Source organism: Marinobacter sp., from assembly GCF_965229985.1.
In the GTDB taxonomy this organism is placed as follows: Bacteria; Pseudomonadota; Gammaproteobacteria; order Pseudomonadales; family Oleiphilaceae; genus Marinobacter.
Window position 1 is genome coordinate 3,422,146 of record NZ_OZ245935.1, and the last position, 15,327, is coordinate 3,437,472.

At 60.3% G+C, this 15,327-nt stretch carries 13 protein-coding genes; 5 read left to right on the top strand and 8 right to left on the bottom strand.

What is annotated here, in order from left to right; all coding sequences use genetic code 11:
• Window positions 1-26 precede the first annotated feature (26 nt).
• The 5 genes from ACO06L_RS15550 to ACO06L_RS15570 are packed head-to-tail and all read left to right on the top strand — an operon-like array spanning window position 27 to window position 8,529.
• On the top strand, window positions 27-1,265 hold the full coding sequence (locus ACO06L_RS15550; protein ID WP_064229200.1) for an efflux RND transporter periplasmic adaptor subunit: 1,239 nt from the start codon (window positions 27-29) through the stop codon (window positions 1,263-1,265).
• Complete coding sequence (locus ACO06L_RS15555) at window positions 1,262-4,429, top strand: efflux RND transporter permease subunit (RefSeq protein ID WP_064229199.1); 3,168 nt, start codon at window positions 1,262-1,264, stop codon at window positions 4,427-4,429. The genes ACO06L_RS15550 and ACO06L_RS15555 overlap by 4 nt, the downstream gene beginning before the upstream one ends.
• A 59-nt stretch (window positions 4,430-4,488) precedes the next feature.
• A complete protein-coding gene (locus tag ACO06L_RS15560) occupies window positions 4,489-5,172 on the top strand; it encodes an ABC transporter ATP-binding protein (protein WP_202346436.1) in 684 nt (227 codons plus the stop codon).
• A 7-nt stretch (window positions 5,173-5,179) separates the two neighbouring features.
• Window positions 5,180-7,450, top strand: coding sequence for an FtsX-like permease family protein (locus ACO06L_RS15565; RefSeq protein WP_202346437.1), 2,271 nt, complete (start codon window positions 5,180-5,182; stop codon window positions 7,448-7,450).
• On the top strand, window positions 7,447-8,529 hold the full coding sequence (locus ACO06L_RS15570; protein ID WP_202346438.1) for a lipocalin-like domain-containing protein: 1,083 nt from the start codon (window positions 7,447-7,449) through the stop codon (window positions 8,527-8,529). Before ACO06L_RS15565 ends, ACO06L_RS15570 begins: the two co-directional genes overlap by 4 nt.
• A gap of 17 nt (window positions 8,530-8,546) precedes the next feature.
• Here the strand turns inward: ACO06L_RS15570 and ACO06L_RS15575 are convergent, their stop codons facing one another.
• From ACO06L_RS15575 to ACO06L_RS15610, 8 genes are all read right to left on the bottom strand, one after another.
• Window positions 8,547-9,755: an ammonium transporter gene (locus ACO06L_RS15575; RefSeq protein ID WP_202346439.1), complete on the bottom strand. Its 1,209-nt coding sequence runs from the start codon at window positions 9,753-9,755 to the stop codon at window positions 8,547-8,549.
• Window positions 9,756-9,977: 222 nt separating this feature from the next.
• The gene (locus ACO06L_RS15580; RefSeq protein ID WP_202346440.1) at window positions 9,978-10,895 is read right to left on the bottom strand and encodes a flagellar motor protein MotB; all 918 of its coding nucleotides are present in this window, start codon (window positions 10,893-10,895) and stop codon (window positions 9,978-9,980) included.
• A gap of 2 nt (window positions 10,896-10,897) precedes the next feature.
• Window positions 10,898-11,668, bottom strand: coding sequence for a flagellar motor protein PomA (gene pomA, locus ACO06L_RS15585; RefSeq protein ID WP_064229193.1), 771 nt, complete (start codon window positions 11,666-11,668; stop codon window positions 10,898-10,900).
• A 68-nt stretch (window positions 11,669-11,736) separates the two neighbouring features.
• Window positions 11,737-12,156: a YkvA family protein gene (locus ACO06L_RS15590; protein WP_202346441.1), complete on the bottom strand. Its 420-nt coding sequence runs from the start codon at window positions 12,154-12,156 to the stop codon at window positions 11,737-11,739.
• Window positions 12,157-12,234: 78 nt separating this feature from the next.
• On the bottom strand, window positions 12,235-12,492 hold the full coding sequence (locus ACO06L_RS15595; protein ID WP_202346442.1) for a TIGR03643 family protein: 258 nt from the start codon (window positions 12,490-12,492) through the stop codon (window positions 12,235-12,237).
• Window positions 12,493-12,564: 72 nt separating this feature from the next.
• Entirely contained in the window at window positions 12,565-13,158 is a 594-nt protein-coding gene (locus ACO06L_RS15600) for a tRNA-uridine aminocarboxypropyltransferase (protein ID WP_227715697.1), read from the bottom strand.
• A gap of 6 nt (window positions 13,159-13,164) precedes the next feature.
• Window positions 13,165-14,826 (bottom strand): phytoene desaturase family protein, encoded by a 1,662-nt coding sequence (locus ACO06L_RS15605; RefSeq protein ID WP_202346443.1) that lies wholly within the window; start codon window positions 14,824-14,826, stop codon window positions 13,165-13,167.
• On the bottom strand, window positions 14,817-15,323 hold the full coding sequence (locus ACO06L_RS15610; RefSeq protein ID WP_202346444.1) for a DUF6231 family protein: 507 nt from the start codon (window positions 15,321-15,323) through the stop codon (window positions 14,817-14,819). The genes ACO06L_RS15605 and ACO06L_RS15610 overlap by 10 nt, the downstream gene beginning before the upstream one ends.
• Window positions 15,324-15,327 lie beyond the last annotated feature (4 nt).

The following is a 15,327-nucleotide window of genomic DNA, read 5'->3' on the forward strand; positions in this document are numbered from 1 at the left end:
TTTTTACCTTAGCTGGCCAGCAAGTAATGTCCAAACGACTCATTCCCGTATTGATTCTCGCCGTCGGTATCGCCGGTTTTATGATTCTCAAGATGACACGCCCGGAGCCTGCAGAGGTCAGTGCCACCGAGCGGAGTTGGCGTGTTCAGGTTCAGGAGATTGAGCCGGGCACTCACACGCCGGTGTTGCCCCTGTATGGCGAAGTTCTGGCCCCGGAGCAACTGACAGTGACTGCAACCCTGGCAGGCCGTATCGGTGCCCGGCCGGTGACGGAAGGGCAGCGGGTCAATGAGGGCGAGCTTCTGGTGGCATTGGACGAGGCCGATATCCAGCCCGCGTTGGCCCAGGCCGAGGCCCAGGTAAAAGATCTGGAAGCCCAGATCCGATCGGAACAGGTCCGTTACCGGAATGATCAGGCCGCCCTGGCCAGCGAACAGGCCATTCTGGAAAACGCCCGGCGGCAGCTTGAGCGCACCCGGTCGTTGGTGAATCGCAATCTGGCTTCCCGCGAGGCCCTGGAAGCGGCCACAGACGCTGCAGCCAGGGCAGAGCTGACGGTAAATACCCGGCAGCGGGCAATCGAAGAGCATCCGGCGCGGCTTCAGAGCCTTGAGGCGAAGCTGGCGCAGGCGGAGGCGAATCTGGTCAGCACCCGGCGTGATGCCGAACGGGCCCGCATGGCCGCGCCCTTCGATGGCATCGTTACCGATATCCAGGTTGCTGCAGGTGACCAGGTCAGCCGCAATGAACCCCTGCTGTCGCTCTATCCCGTGGATGGCCTGGAACTCAGGGCCAGGGTGCCGGAAATGTTCCGGGCCGAGCTTCTGGATGCCCTGGCGCGCGGGGAAACACTGACCGCGACCAGTGCTGGAGATCAGCACCGGTTCCGGCTGGCGCGCTTTGCCGGAACCAGTGACCCGTCCGGAACCGAAGCCATTCTCGAATTGCAGGGAGACCCCAAGGGCATTCGCCCGGGTGGTTTGATGCCGGTAACGCTTGAGCGGGCGGCGCGGAGTAATACCGTGTCGATTCCGTTCAGCGCCCTCTACGGTGCCGATAGCGTTTACCTGTTGTCATCCGATGGCCGGATGGAGCGAGCCCGGATCGAACGCATTGGCGAAGCGCGGGGCAGGAACGGCGAGCGACGCCTGCTGGTATCCGGTGAAGCCCTGGTGTCTGGCGCGCAACTGATCACCACGCACCTGCCCAATGCAGTCACCGGCCTCAAGGTGGATGTGGCGGATTCCGGAGCGGCGGCGCAATGAGGCGAAGAAAGGGCGTTATCGGTTTTTTCGTTCATCACCGGGTCGCTGCCAATCTGGTGATGCTGGTCATGCTGCTCGGTGGCGTGCTGGCCCTGACCCGCATGAACATCCAGTTCTTCCCCACCTTCGCCCTGGATGTCGTCAGTGTTCGGGTGGTCTGGAGTGGCGCCTCCGCGGAAGACGTGGAACAGGGAATCACGAATCCGCTTGAACAACGCCTGCGCAGTGTGGATGGTCTGAAAAAAATGACCTCCACCTCGGCCCAGGGTGTTTCCTCGATAACGCTCGAATTCGAAGAGGGCACCAACCCGATTCAGGCCCTGGATGATGTTCGCCAGCAGGTGGACGAATTCACCAACTTTCCCGCCGAGGCCGAAGAGCCCCAGGTAACCCGGATAGAACGTTACGAGCCGGTAGCCCGGTTGCTGGTGTTTGGTGATGTTGATCGAAGCGAGCTGCGGCAACTGGCCTACCGGTTTGAGGATGAACTGCTCCAGCGCGGTATCGACCGGGTGTCGATTCGCGGCCTGCCTGAGCAGCAGATCAGTATTGATGTGCCGGTTGAACGGCTGGAGACCCTGGGCCTGTCGCTGGACCAGATTGCCGAACGAGTGGCAGCGATCTCCCGGGATCTGCCTGCAGGCATGATGGCGCAGCAGGATGCCACCCGGGAGCTCCGCGCCGTGGAACAGCGGCGCAGCCCTCAGGAGTTCGAGAACATTCCGGTGCTCAGTGGTGAGAGGATCCAACTGAACCTGGGCGATGTAGCGATCATCCGTCAGGAGGCCCGCGAGAGCCAGGTGACCCTCGAAAAGGACGGCAAGCCTGCGGTTGAGCTGCAACTGCAGCGATCGGAAAATGGCAACTCGCTGGCGGCGGCGAAAGTACTGGAGACCTGGCTGGCAGATACCCGGCCGGTACTGCCGCCGACGGTAAAGCTGGAGGTTTATGATGAGACTTGGCAGCTTCTGGATGACCGTATCTCGCTGCTGGTGAACAATGGCCTGGGTGGCCTGGTACTTGTGGTTTGCCTGCTTTATCTGTTTCTCCCGGGCAGGGTAGCCCTGTGGGTGGCTGTGGGTATTCCGACGGCGTTTTTGGCGGCTATGGCGGTGCTCTGGCTGATTGGGGGCTCGATCAACATGATCTCGCTGTTCGCCCTGATCATGGCTCTGGGGGTGATCGTCGACGATGCCATTGTGGTGGGCGAGGACGCTGACGCCCACGCGCGAATGGGCGAGGAATCGATTTACGCCTCGGAGGGGGCGGCCAAACGCATGGTCTGGCCCGTGCTGGCCTCTTCATTGACCACCGTTGCCGCCTTTATGCCCCTTCTGGTGGTGGGCGGTGTCATCGGCAATATTCTGGGCGATATTCCGCTGGTAATGATCTGCGTTCTGGTCGCTTCCCTTCTTGAGTGTTTCATCGTGCTTCCGGCGCACCTTCGGCATGCCTTTGTGCTCCGGCGCAAGAAAAAAGCGGGGGAGGCAGAACCTGAGCCGAAAAAGCCTGGCCCCGTGGAGCGCTTCCGGCGAGGTTTCGAACAGCGTTTCGACCGTTTCCGGGAAGGCCGGTTTCGGCGGTTTTCCCGTTACAGCCTGCAACACCGGGGCGCCACGGTGGCGAGTGCGGTGGCTCTGGCTATCGTAACGATTGGTCTGCTGGCCGGTGGCCGCCTTGGGTTCAACTTTTTCCCGACACCGGAGCCTTCGGTGTTCTACGCCAATGCCAGCTTCGTGGCCGGCACCGATCGCGGCACGGTGGATGATTTCCTGACTCAGATGCAGCAAACGCTCAATGAAACCGAAGAGGCCTTGGGTGGTAATTTCATTCTGCACGCAGTCACCACCAGGGGCGCAACCCAGGGTGCCGAGGGCAGTTCCCGTAGCGGCGACGAACTCGGTTCGATGATGATCGAACTGGTGCCCTCCGATCGTCGCTCGGTCCGCAACCCGGAATTCATCACCGAGTGGCGCAGCCGGCTGGAGACGCCGGCCGGGCTGGACAACCTGGCCATTTCCGAACGCCAGGCCGGACCGCCGGGCCGGGATGTGAATGTGCGGCTGACGGGCGAGAACGCCGAAGATCTGAAGCGTGCGGCGGATGAACTGGGCCAGGCGCTTTCGACGCTTCCGGGCGTGCTTGATGTTGAAGACGATATGCCGTGGGGCAGGGAACAGCTGATTTATCAGGTCAGCGCCTACGGTGAGGCTCTGGGGCTGACCACCTCTGATCTGGGGCGTCAGCTCAGGGCGGCTTTTGATGGCCGCATTGCCCAGATCTATCAGGATGGCCGTGATGAAGTTGAGGTTCGCGTGCAGCTGCCCCAGGATCAGCGGGAGCAGCTGTCGACCCTGTCGCGCATCACAATCCGGATTCCGGACGGTCGCTTTGTACCCCTGACCCAGGTCATGAATCTGGATCACCGTCAGGGCTTCCAGGCGCTGCGCCATGCCGAGGGTCGGCTGGCGGTGGAGGTTACCTCCGGACTGAACACCCGGGTCAGCACTACGGACCAGATTCTGACCAGCCTTGAGGCAGAGGCGCTGCCGGACATTGCCAGTCGCTACAATGTGCGTTACAGCTTTGAGGGCCGTGCCGCCGACCAGCGGGAGACACTTGGAGACATGCAAACCGGCCTGGTTATCGGTCTGGCGCTCATGTACGTGGTGCTGGCCTGGGTCTTTGCCTCCTGGAGCCTGCCGCTGATCGTCATGGCCATCATTCCATTTGCCCTGGTGGGCGCGTTGCTGGGGCACTGGTTGATGGGTTTGCAGCTGACCATTCTGTCTCTTTTTGGTCTGTTCGGTCTGTCGGGGATTGTGGTCAATAACGCCATTATTCTCGTAGCCTTCTATAACCAGCAGCGAAAAAAGGGCCTGGGTATTACCGATGCGCTCAACGAGGCCGCGGTACAGCGCGTTCGGGCGGTGATGCTGACCTCCCTGACAACCATTGGCGGTCTGTTGCCACTTATGTTCGAGACGTCCCTGCAGGCCCAGTTCCTGATCCCCATGGCCACCTCTATTGCCTTTGGCCTTGGGCTATCGACGTTGCTGGTTTTGTTGGTAATACCCGCGTTGTTGTCCTGGCTGGAGCAGTTCCGCGAGTGGCGTGCGCGCCGGCACGGAACCTATGCTGAGCCTATCGGCGCAGCTGACTGACAAGCAGGCTCCGATTGGCCGGTCAGAGGGGTTGCCTCAAATAGTCAGACAGGAAAACCATGGTGGATACTTTGCTTTCGGTGCGAGGCCTGAACAAGCAGTTTCAAAGTGGCGATGAGCCGGTGCCGGTGCTTGTGGATCTGTCGCTGCATCTTGAGGCCGGTGAGTCACTGGCGCTGACAGGTCGCTCGGGTTCCGGTAAAAGCACCCTGCTGAACATCCTGTGTGGCCTGGAAAAACCAGATGCAGGGGTAGTTTATGTGCTCGGCGAGACGTTCGATAACCGGTCAATGCAGGCCGGCAGAAAGGCTGACGCGCGCTGGGGCGATCTACGCCGGCAGCAGATCGGTGTGGTTTTCCAGGAAGCGAACCTGATGCCCGCCCTGTCATTGCTGGACAATGTCCGTTTTCGGGCCCGGCTTGCCGGCCAATCCGAGGATGAGTGTCAGGACTGGCTCGAGCGACTGGGCATCGGCGAGCTTGCCGGCCGTTTCCCGGATCAGGTGTCCGGGGGACAGCGCCAGCGCGCGGCACTGGCCATGGTGTTTGCCATGAAGCCGGCCCTGATCCTTGCCGATGAACCCACAGGCAGCCTCGACCGGCATACCGCCGAGGCGGTGATCGGGCAGCTCTTCGAGTTGCAGACCCGACACGGTTGCGGTCTGATTCTCGCCACCCACGATCCGGAACTGGCCACCCGCTGCAGCAAGCACCTGGATCTTGCCCATCTGCCGGAAACCTGAGCCCACCATGACCCTGTTGGCCGCTCTGTTCAGCCACTACCGTCGTCACCCTCTCCAGCTGCTGGCATTGGCCGTCATGATCGTGCTGGCCACCATGCTCTGGACAGGTGTTCATCACCTCACCAGCCAGGCCCGGGCCAGTCTCGATCAGAGCAAATCGGCGGTAGCCGAGCGCCAGCAGGTAGTCCGCAGAGATGGTAACCCCGTGACTGTGGACGACTTCGTCGAGCTGCGACGAGCGGGGCTGTGTGTCATGCCCTGGCTGGAGGTTTCCTCGCCGGAGGGCGGGCGCGTGGTGGGCGTCGACCCTCTGGCAGTGGTCTGCTTCCAGGTTCCGGGTCGGCAAGAGGCCCCCTGGGGCGGAGAGCTGGATGGCCGGCCCTTTGTGGATATCAGTGAAGCGGCTGAACTCGACCGCGATCAGGGCAGCGAACTGTCGTTGCTGATTTCCGAAGATCACAGCAGCGGCGATCTGCCATCCGGCTATCAGATGGTGCCTTTTAGCGTTGGCCCGGACACCGGCGAGCTGAGTGACAGCTTCCTGCTGAATCTGGATGCCCTGGGGGTTTTGGTTCTCCTGATTACCGCCTTGCTCGTGCGCAGTGTTTATCTGCTCGGGTTGGCCCAGCGCCGGGACAGCCTTGCCCTGTTGCATCGGTTTGGCGTTCCTCAAGGCCGTGTGAATCGCCTGCTCGTTGTCGAGATCCTGATGCTGGCCCTGGTTTGTGTTGTGCCCGGAATCTGGCTTGGCCGCTGGCTGGCCACTGGCCTGGGCAGTGGCTTCGGACAGGCGCTCGAAGGGCTGTTCGATCAGCCGTTGTACGCAGGCCAGGGCGGGAGCTGGCTGGTGCCGCTAGTCATCATGATGGCCGTAGTCCTGGTGGCTTGCCTGGCGGATTTCCTCCGTCCACTGGCCCGGGGGCTTGCGGGAGGCAACCGACGTTCCGGCGGCTTGGTGTTGTTGGTGCTTCTGGCCGGCCTTGCCTTGTCAGTTTGGGTTACGGATCTGCTCTGGCTTTTCATTGCTGTGGCCATGGTATTCGTGGCTGCCGGCATTCTCGCGCCGAGGTTGATTGCCTGGCTTGCAGACTGGCGGTCCGGCCACGACAGGGATCCACAGGCACGATGGCGCCACCGGGAGCTTTCAGTGCTGGCTCGTCGCCTGGCACTGCCATTGGTAGCGCTGCAGTTCGCCATGGCGATGGTTCTGGCGGTGCAGGCACTGGTGACCACTTTTGAAAGCACCTTTGACCGATGGCTTTCTCAGAGACTGGAAGCGGATTATTACATCGAAGTCCCTGAATCAGCGGATCCAACCCTGGCGGTCGACTGGCTCGCTGACCAGCCGGTGCTCGCAGCGTCCGGGCTGTGGCACCGGGTCATTCGGGGCCGGGCAACTCTGCTGGGCGGCAAGGATGAGGGGGATGCCAGAGTTGACGTCTTTGCTATCGGCCCGGTTGGCTCGCTGGTGACCGGTTGGCAGTTGTTTGAATCAGCGCCGCGGCCCTGGCAAAGCCTGCAGCAGGGCCAGGGCGTGATGGTGAATGAACAGCTGGCGCGGCGGCAGGATGTAAAGGTCGGCCAGACCCTGCAGGTAACCCTCGCAAGCCAGTCGTTCGAGTTTCCTGTGCTGGCCATCTACCCGGATTATGGGCGTCCCGCCGGCGAGATCCTGATTCATCCTTCGGTTCTTCCTGCAGACTTTGCCGCCGGCTTTCAGAGCCTGTCGATATCGCCGGGCAATCTCTCCATCGAGGACGTGATCGATGGATTGCAGCGGGTATGGCAGGTCGAAGCGTTGACGATCCGGGACAATCGGGCGATTGAGGAACTCGCCTCCGCCATTTTCGATCAGACATTTCTGCTGACCCGGGCCATGACCACCCTGACCCTGGTACTGGCGGCCATCGCGCTGCTGATGATGGGCTGGGTGTTTTTCTCAACCAGGGCCTGGTATTTCCGGCTGCTTGTGGTGTGGGGGCTGTCACGAAGGCAGGCTTCTGCCCAGCTGATCCGGTTGTCGGTGTCGCTGACCGGAGCCGTTACCCTGTTGGCCCTGCCGCTTGGCGTCTGGCTGACCTGGGTTCTGGTGCATCGGATCAATCCCATCGCGTTTGGCTGGTCCCTGCCGATGGCCGTCTACCCGCGATTCTGGCTGGAGCTCGGTGTGCTCAGCCTGCTGATCGGCCTCAGCATTGCCCTGCTGATGAGCCGCCAGCTGAAATCACCGACGGTCGCACCAGTGAATGCCAATGCGATGGCGGGAGGTGAGCGATGAGGCGCTGGATCTTCATCTGGTTCGCCGTGGTTCTGGCCGGGTGTTCGGAACCACAGCAGGAGGCAGGGTTTGCCGGACTGGCCGGTGTCGCAGAAAACGAATCCGGCGTGCCTTTTTTGCAGCCCGGCCCGGGAGACCGGCTGACATTTCCTGGTGATTTCGGCCCCCACCCGCAGCATCGGATTGAGTGGTGGTACCTCACTGCCAATCTGAAGACCGCGGATGAAGAGCCATTGGGCCTGCAATGGACACAGTTCCGCCAGGCAATCAAGCCGAGGCCGGCAGGCGCTGAGCTCCCGGACGCAATTAACTGGCCCCTGGAAGCGGCCTGGATGGCCCATGCTGCGGTGAGCTTTGATGCCCAACATTACTTCGCGGAGAAATTGGCCCGGGGCGATGTCGGCCATGCCGGCGCGCGGGCAGCGCCTTTGGCTGTCTGGCTGGACGACTGGCAGCTTGAGGCTGGCTCCGGCAATGAAGTCTGGCGGTTGAAGGTGGCGGCGGACGGTTGGTCCTACGACTTATCCCTCTCGGTCAATGGCGAGCCTGTTGCCCACGGCGATAACGGCTTTAGCGCCAAGTCTGCGGATGGTGAGGGTTCCATGTATTTCAGCCTGGTGGACCTGCAGATAGAGGGCACCGTCACCCTTGGCGACCAGACGTTGGAGGTCACAGGAAAGGGCTGGTTTGATCGGGAGTGGAGCAGCCAGTTTCTCAAATCCGGCCAGCAGGGCTGGGACTGGTTCGCCTTGCATCTGGACTCGGGTGACAAGCTGATGGCTTTCCGGCTCAGAGAGGACGATGGTGCCTTTCGGGCAGGTACCTGGATTCCAGACAAGGGTGAGCCGGTTGCGCTTCAGCCCGACCAGCTCCGCCTTCACCCAACCAATCCAGAGGCTGAGGGTTTTCCCCGCCAGTGGCGTCTGGAAGTGCCGGATTACGGAGTGAGTCTGGAGGTGTCGGCACCTCCTGGAGACTATCTGAATAGTGGGCTCTACCCGTACTGGGAGAGCCCGGTTTCCGTATCCGGCAGCCATGGGGGCGTTGGCTACATGGAACTGACCGGATACGGCGAGTGAGCCGGAGCTGAACCGGGTTATTCGACCGCGTTTGCACCAATCCGGTGAATGCTCAGATCCGCCCCGTTGAACTCTTCCTCCTCGGTGAGGCGCAAGCCGGAGATGGCGTTGATTGCTCCATAAACTATCAGGCCGCCAACAAAGGCCACCACAACGCCGGCCACTGAGCCAATGATCTGTGACATCAGGCTGACACCGCCCAGGCCACCGAGCGCTTCCTGACCAAAAATGCCGCAGGCAATCGCGCCCCAGACACCACAAACACCGTGCAGGGGCCAGACACCCAGAACATCGTCCAGCCGTTCGATCTTGGCCTGCGCCCATTCAAACAGGTAAACGAAGATGGCGCCTGCTACGCCACCAGTCACCAGTGCTCCCACCGGATGCATCAGGTCAGAGCCGGCACAAACCGCTACCAGTCCAGCCAGCGGACCGTTATGGATAAAGCCCGGGTCTTTTCGGCCCAGCAGCATGGAGACCAGGATACCCCCGACCATGGCCATCAGGCTGTTGACGGCAACCAGGCCGCTGATGCCGTCCAGGGTCTGCGCCGACATCACGTTGAAGCCAAACCAGCCAACGGTCAGGATCCAGGCGCCCAAAGCCAGGAAGGGGATGTTGGAGGGGGCAAAGGCCACCACCTTGCCGTTGCGGTAGCGCCCATTTCGTGCGCCCAGAACCAGCACGGCCGCCAGGGCGATCCAGCCGCCCACCGCGTGCACTACAACGGAGCCGGCAAAATCGTGGAAGGATGCACCAAACTGGTTCTCCAGCCAGCCCTGGAAACCATAGTTGCCGTTCCAGATCAGCCCCTCAAAGAAGGGATAGATAAAGGCGACAATCAGGCCTGAGGCAATCAGCATCGGGTAGAACTTGGCGCGTTCGGCAATACCGCCGGACACGATGGCTGGAATGGCCGCGGCGAACGTCATCAGGAAGAAAAACTTCACCAGATCATAGCCGTTGGCAGCGGTGAGTTCGGCGGCGCCGTTCATGAAATGACTGCCGTAGGCAATGTAATAGCCGATAAAGAAGTAGGCCACGGCGGAGATGCCGAAGTCGGTCATGATCTTGACCAGGGCATTGACCTGGTTCTTGTGGCGAACGGTGCCCACTTCCAGGAAGGCAAAGCCGGCATGCATGGCCAGCACCATAATGGCGCCGATAAGGATGAACAGCGTGTTGGCGCTTTCGGTCAGGGTATGTACTGCACTCGTGATGTCCACGGGTTTTCGCTCCTGATGTTGTGTGTCCGGCCTCTATCGGGCCGTTTACGTTGGCTTGTGCATTGTTGAGGTGCAGCTGAAGCAAGAGCTGTTCCAAAACAAGGCATATCAAGAGCTGAAGGGCAGTTGAGGGGGCTTTCAGAAATGTGAGGTACTATTTTTAGTCTAATAATGCACTAATGCTGTGCGTTTTGGCCTGTAGCGCACCAAAATAGAGTGCGCTTACCAGCTGATTTCGTTTGGTGTCGAGCTGTCGGATTCGATCCCTAGGCTGGATTCGGCATCATCCGATTCGGACTGGATCAGTTCCCGGAGGCGCACTTCCTGTTCCTGCATCGGGCCGGAGAGATCAATGATGATTTCCACGCGCCGGTTCTTGGCGCGGTTCTCCGCAGAGGTGTTGGGTACCCGCGGCTCGGTATCCGCCAGACCGGTGACGGACAGACGGGTGGGTTCCACCTGGTCCCGGGCGACCAGAACGTTGGCAACGGCGGCTGAACGGGCGGCGGAGAGGTCCCAGTTACTGTAAAAACGGTCGGTCCGGATAGGCACGTTGTCGGTGTGTCCCTCGATCGTCAGGTCACCGGGAATGCCTTCGATTACCTCCGCCATATCCAGCAGCAGGCCCTCGAATTCCCAGGTCAGCTGAGCCGAGCCCGAAGGGAAAGAACCTTTTTCCTCAACCCGAATCACGATTCGCCGCTGATCCTCGCTCACATTGATGCGCCCATCGGCGATTGCCGGCTCCAGGACTTTCAGGATCTCGTCCATGGTTTCCTGCAGCTGTTCCTCCATGGCGGCTTCAACGGCCATGTCGGTGGGGCTTTTCAGGGTCTGAAGTTCCGGGTCGTCCTCGGTGGTGGTCTGTTTGACCTCGTTGACCACGGTAGGCTCTGGCGGTGCGGGCGAAAACTTGTCGAAGATGGGGCTGGTGCCCTTGGGGATTTCCAGGGCGGGCACGTCCCGCTGAACGCCGAAGGCCTTGGAGAGTTCACCGGCGATCTGCTTGAACTTCTGGGCGTCGATCTCCGAAAAGGACAGCAACAGAACGAAGAAGCACATCAGCAGGGACATAAGATCAGCGAAGGTAACAACCCACGCCGGAATCCCCGGTTTTTCCTCTTCTGGCAACTCGTCCATGGTTACGCGCCTTCTGCTTCGGCCACTTTTTCACGTTCCTTGGGCGGCAGGTAGCTTGAAAGCATCTGCTCGATGATGCGTGGGTTGGTGCCCTCCTGGATGGCCACCAAGGCATCAATGTACAGCGACTGCATGCGCGCTTCCTCGGTCATTCGCAGAGAAAGCTTGTCGGCAATCGGGGTGGCAATCATGGTGGCGATCATGGCGCCATAGAGGGTGGTCAGCAGGGCGACAGCCATGGCCGGGCCGATAGACTTGGGGTCTTCCATGTTCGAAAGCATCTGCACCAGGCCAATCAGGGTGCCGATCATGCCCATGGCCGGAGCCACATCGGCCATGGCCGTGAACACCTTGGCGCCGGAACGGTTGTGGTCGAGGGTCATCAGCCGCTCTTTGTTCAGGAGTTCCTTGATGGTTTTGCTGTCCTGCCCGTCCACCAGCATCTGGATACCCTGGGCCAGGAAGGGGCTGCTGATCTCTCGGTCTTCCAAGCCAAGAACCCCTTCTTTACGAGCCACGTTGGCGATGTCCACCAGCTCTTCAATGCTTGCCTGGGTTTCCGGTAGCTTGAACTTGAAGGCGCGGGCAGCGGCTTTAAAAGCGCCCAGGAACTGAGCAAAGCTGAACTTGGCCAGAACAACCAGCATAGTGCCGCCGATAACGATCAGCAGGGATGGTGGGTTGATGAAAACGGACGGAGAGACGCCAAGAATAACAGCCGAAGCAATGAGCAAAATTGCGCCAACAAGACCGATAAGAGTGGCGAAATCCACGGTATCTCCAGATTTGGTTTGAGCGAGGCTGAGAAGGGGTGTGAGATTACCTTCAGATCAGAATTTAATCAATTCGTCTGACGGGTTCTTTCCAGTTCTTCCTGCTGTTCTTTCCAGGCAGCATAGCGGTGAATATCGGACTCCACCAGTTTCAGGCACAGCGCGACAACGCCGGCGTCGTCCACCAGTCCGAATCCGAAAATCAGGTCGGGAATTACATCGAGGGGGTTCATCACATAGATCAGCGCGCCCGCCACCGCTGCGATCGTTTTCCACGGAACGCTCCGGTAATTGCCGTACCAGTAATCGCGGATCATCGAAAACATCAGCTTGATGTCGGCGCTGAAACGAGACAGTTTGCCGCTGCCTTTCACTTTCTCTTCAATACTGCGCTGGCGGTCCAGCAGCGTTTCCAGATCCGCCCGATGCACCTTGCCCGCCTCGGCGTCCAACTGTTTGCGGGCGTTTTTCTGGTTGAACAATGCCATCGAGAGGGTTCCTCACTTGCTTGATGCCTGAATGCTCATGATCGCGCAGCTTCGTCGTCAATGCCAATGGCAAGGCGTTTATCGGTGCTTGTACTGGGTCGGGCAATAGCCACGGTTTACACCCTCAGGCCGTAGCTGGCGATGTTTGGTGTTGCGCCCGGTTACCCGCTTGCGCCAGAGCCGGAAGCTGGCAGGCTTGAGCTCGCGACGCATCAGGCGGATGACATCCTTTTCGCGAAGGCCATAGAGGGCTTCGATGGCCTCGAAGGGTGTGCGGTCCTCCCACGCCATTTCGATGATGCGGGAGAGGTCTGCCGGGTCAAATTGCTCGGACATGGGCTGCTCTCGGTTTTGATCAGGTTTCCGGAGATTACGTGCGGACCGGGCGCTCGTCTCACCCGGCCGGGTTTATTGATAGTGCTTGTGCAGCCGGGCCGGGATCTGGGCGAACTGTTTGTCCACCAGTGTGCGCATTGCCCGGGAAATTGGCCGGGTATCCAGGCCCGGCTCCACCACGTTGAGCAGATAGGCCACCGCCTCTGCTGTGGCCAGATGATTCTCACCCGGGGCCTTACGGATGGCGTAGGCAGACGCCGGAGGGCTGGCGAAATGGAAGCGGGGCAGCGCCGCCAGTGCCGGGTTCTGGTGAAGAATTCTGGCGGCTTTGCGCCAGGTGCCGTCGAGAATAATCCAGTGGTTGATGTCGCTCAGATCTGAGGATTCGAGGCTGTCGCTGCCGGGCCCCGGAAACAGCAGGGCTGAATTCCCGGTTACAGTGTCGGTTTCGAAACCGGCCTCACGGAAATCCTCCGGCGTCTCGCCGCAGAAAACTTCCAGGTTTTTAAGGCACTGGCCTAGTATGCGGACCGTACCTTTGGGGTGGCCAGCTTCCGTTGGATGCTGGAGCACCGACACCCTGGTGCGGTTGGGCACCGGGGCGCAGGCCTCGCAGACACAGATATTGCGGTGCATGCCGCAATCGGCACAGATCGGTCTGGGCAACCCCTGTCACCCCACGAAAATACGCTTAGCCAACCCGGCTCCGCGCCAGCCCTGAATGGCGAGGGTGCTGACCAGACCACCAATCATCGCACCCACTACGCCACAGGTGAGGATGTCCTGGCCCGTGAGATAAAGCCCGGGAATGTCGGTTTTCGGTTTCAGCCAGTCCTGTTCGAAGCGCTCCGGGTTGTGGTCCAGACCGTACAGCTCGCCCCGGCCATAGCGGCAGAACCAGGCGGTGGAAAGTGGCGTGGAGGTTTCCACGTAATCCACTTTGCCCCGTAGCTGCGGCAGTTTCTCGTACATCACTTCCAGCAACTGGTCGGTGATTTCCTGCTTCAGGGCCTCGTAGTCTTCGCCACGCTTGCCCCAGATGGTGTCCTGCCAGGGTTCGAACATCTCCCAGGTGGTCGGTGCCACAATCTCGATGGTGGAGGTGCCCGGCCAACGGTTCTGGTAATCCGGATCCTTGGCAGCCGGGAAGGAGATATACACCACCGGAAACTCGGTGTTTTCCGGGTCATCCAGGAACTGTTGCACGTTGTCGTCGTGATCGGCGCTGGGATAGATCCAGAAATTGGTGCGGGGCAGGCCGAGTGCTTCCGGCGTGCCTTTCAGGCCGATATAAAGCCCGATGTGGGGCATGGAGGGAATAATGTGCCGGCGTTTGCTCTTGTAGCCAACCTTTTCCGCCGCATCGGCTGGCAGCAGTTTTTCGAAGGTGTTGATTACACCGGCGTTGCTGATCACCAGCGGTGCCCGGATTTGCTCGCCATCGGCCATGCGCACGCCGGTTGCCTTGCCTTTCTCCACCAGGATGTCGGTGACGTCGGCGTAGGTGAATACCTCGCCGCCGGGCTGCTGAATGACAGGAATAATGGTTTTCGCGATCTCCGAGGCACCGCCGACGGGATAGAAACCGCCGTAGAGGTAGTGCTTGGCGATCAAGGCATGAACCATGAAACTCGATTGCCTGGGCGTGACGCCGCAATCGCCCCACTGGCCGGTTATGGCACCGATCAGTTCCTGGTTGTCGGTCAATTCGCTCAGAACTTCCCAGGTTGTTTTGTTAAAACAGTCCGGCAGGGCCACATCCAGACCTTTGTGTACTATCGGACTCAGAACCCCGGGTGTCAGCTTGGAGAGTGTATACCACTGCATGCCATCCGCCACCTTGCCCAGCAGTTTCACATACTTGTTGATGGCCTCCTGCTCATCCGGGAAGGCATCCAGCAATGAGAGCCGCAGCCCTTCCTTGCCGGCCCGCAAATTCACGACCTTGTCACCCAGAAAGAACCGGTCGTAGTTCTCGTCCATGGGTGCCCATTCCAGCTTGCCGTCGGTGATGTAATCGAACAGCCTGCGCCCCAGGGTGTGGGGAGAGCCCATGTCGCCGATGTAATGGACGCCCACGTCCCACTCGTAGCCGTTTCGGGCATAGCTGTGGGTATAGCCGCCGGCGGTGTAATGCTGTTCAAGCACCAGGACTTTCTTGCCGGCTTTCGCCAGGCACGCGGCTGTTGTCAGCCCGCCGATGCCGGAGCCGATCACAATGGCGTCGTAGGGGCCTTTCAGCCGATTGGCCCGGTACCGGGTGCCGATCCGGATCGTGCTCGGTTTGAGTTTCTGGGAGGACGGACTGTTCACTACCGCGCTTTCTACCACCATGCTTTGCCCCACATTTCCGGATTGGCCCAGTTCTCTGGATTGTTCCAGGCCCGTTTGTGGTTGTAAGTATCCAGATTGTAGGTATACAGCGTGAGTGCGCCGTTATCATTTTCCAGTTCGGCATGGCGACGAAAGCCGAGGCCGATGAAATCGGTAAAGGCCCAGTCAGGAGTCTCTCCCACCAGAACGGCAATCTGATGGGTGCCGTAATTCCTGAGCTGCCCCAAAAGTAGGGCGCCCTCATCGTGGGGCAGATGCTCCAGAGTTTCGGTGACCAGAGCCAAGTCTACGACCCTTTCGAGCACCAGGCTGGCGTTCGGATCGGATGTGTCCAGGGTGTGCACGTCCACACCTTTCTGGTGTTTCTGCCAGATTCGCGACATTTCGGTTGCCAGGCTGCCGCAGCTCAGCAAGGTTGCCGGTGAGCTGGTGTCGATGATGCGGGCCAGGGTTTCCCGTGCTGTGCTGGTGCTTTCGTTGTCGGTCCGATTCGTCATGGCT

Bases quoted from the DNA above. Each gene is read 5' to 3' on its own strand.
- ACO06L_RS15550 (WP_064229200.1), top strand. From the start codon at position 27: ATGTCCAAACGACTCATTCCCGTATTGATTCTCGCCGTCGGTATCGCC.
- ACO06L_RS15555 (WP_064229199.1), top strand. From the start codon at position 1,262: ATGAGGCGAAGAAAGGGCGTTATCGGTTTTTTCGTTCATCACCGGGTC.
- ACO06L_RS15560 (WP_202346436.1), top strand. From the start codon at position 4,489: ATGGTGGATACTTTGCTTTCGGTGCGAGGCCTGAACAAGCAGTTTCAA.
- ACO06L_RS15565 (WP_202346437.1), top strand. From the start codon at position 5,180: ATGACCCTGTTGGCCGCTCTGTTCAGCCACTACCGTCGTCACCCTCTC.
- ACO06L_RS15570 (WP_202346438.1), top strand. From the start codon at position 7,447: ATGAGGCGCTGGATCTTCATCTGGTTCGCCGTGGTTCTGGCCGGGTGT.
- ACO06L_RS15580 (WP_202346440.1), bottom strand. From the start codon at position 10,895: ATGGACGAGTTGCCAGAAGAGGAAAAACCGGGGATTCCGGCGTGGGTT.
- ACO06L_RS15590 (WP_202346441.1), bottom strand. From the start codon at position 12,156: ATGGCATTGTTCAACCAGAAAAACGCCCGCAAACAGTTGGACGCCGAG.
- ACO06L_RS15595 (WP_202346442.1), bottom strand. From the start codon at position 12,492: ATGTCCGAGCAATTTGACCCGGCAGACCTCTCCCGCATCATCGAAATG.
- ACO06L_RS15605 (WP_202346443.1), bottom strand. From the start codon at position 14,826: ATGGTGGTAGAAAGCGCGGTAGTGAACAGTCCGTCCTCCCAGAAACTC.
- ACO06L_RS15610 (WP_202346444.1), bottom strand. From the start codon at position 15,323: ATGACGAATCGGACCGACAACGAAAGCACCAGCACAGCACGGGAAACC.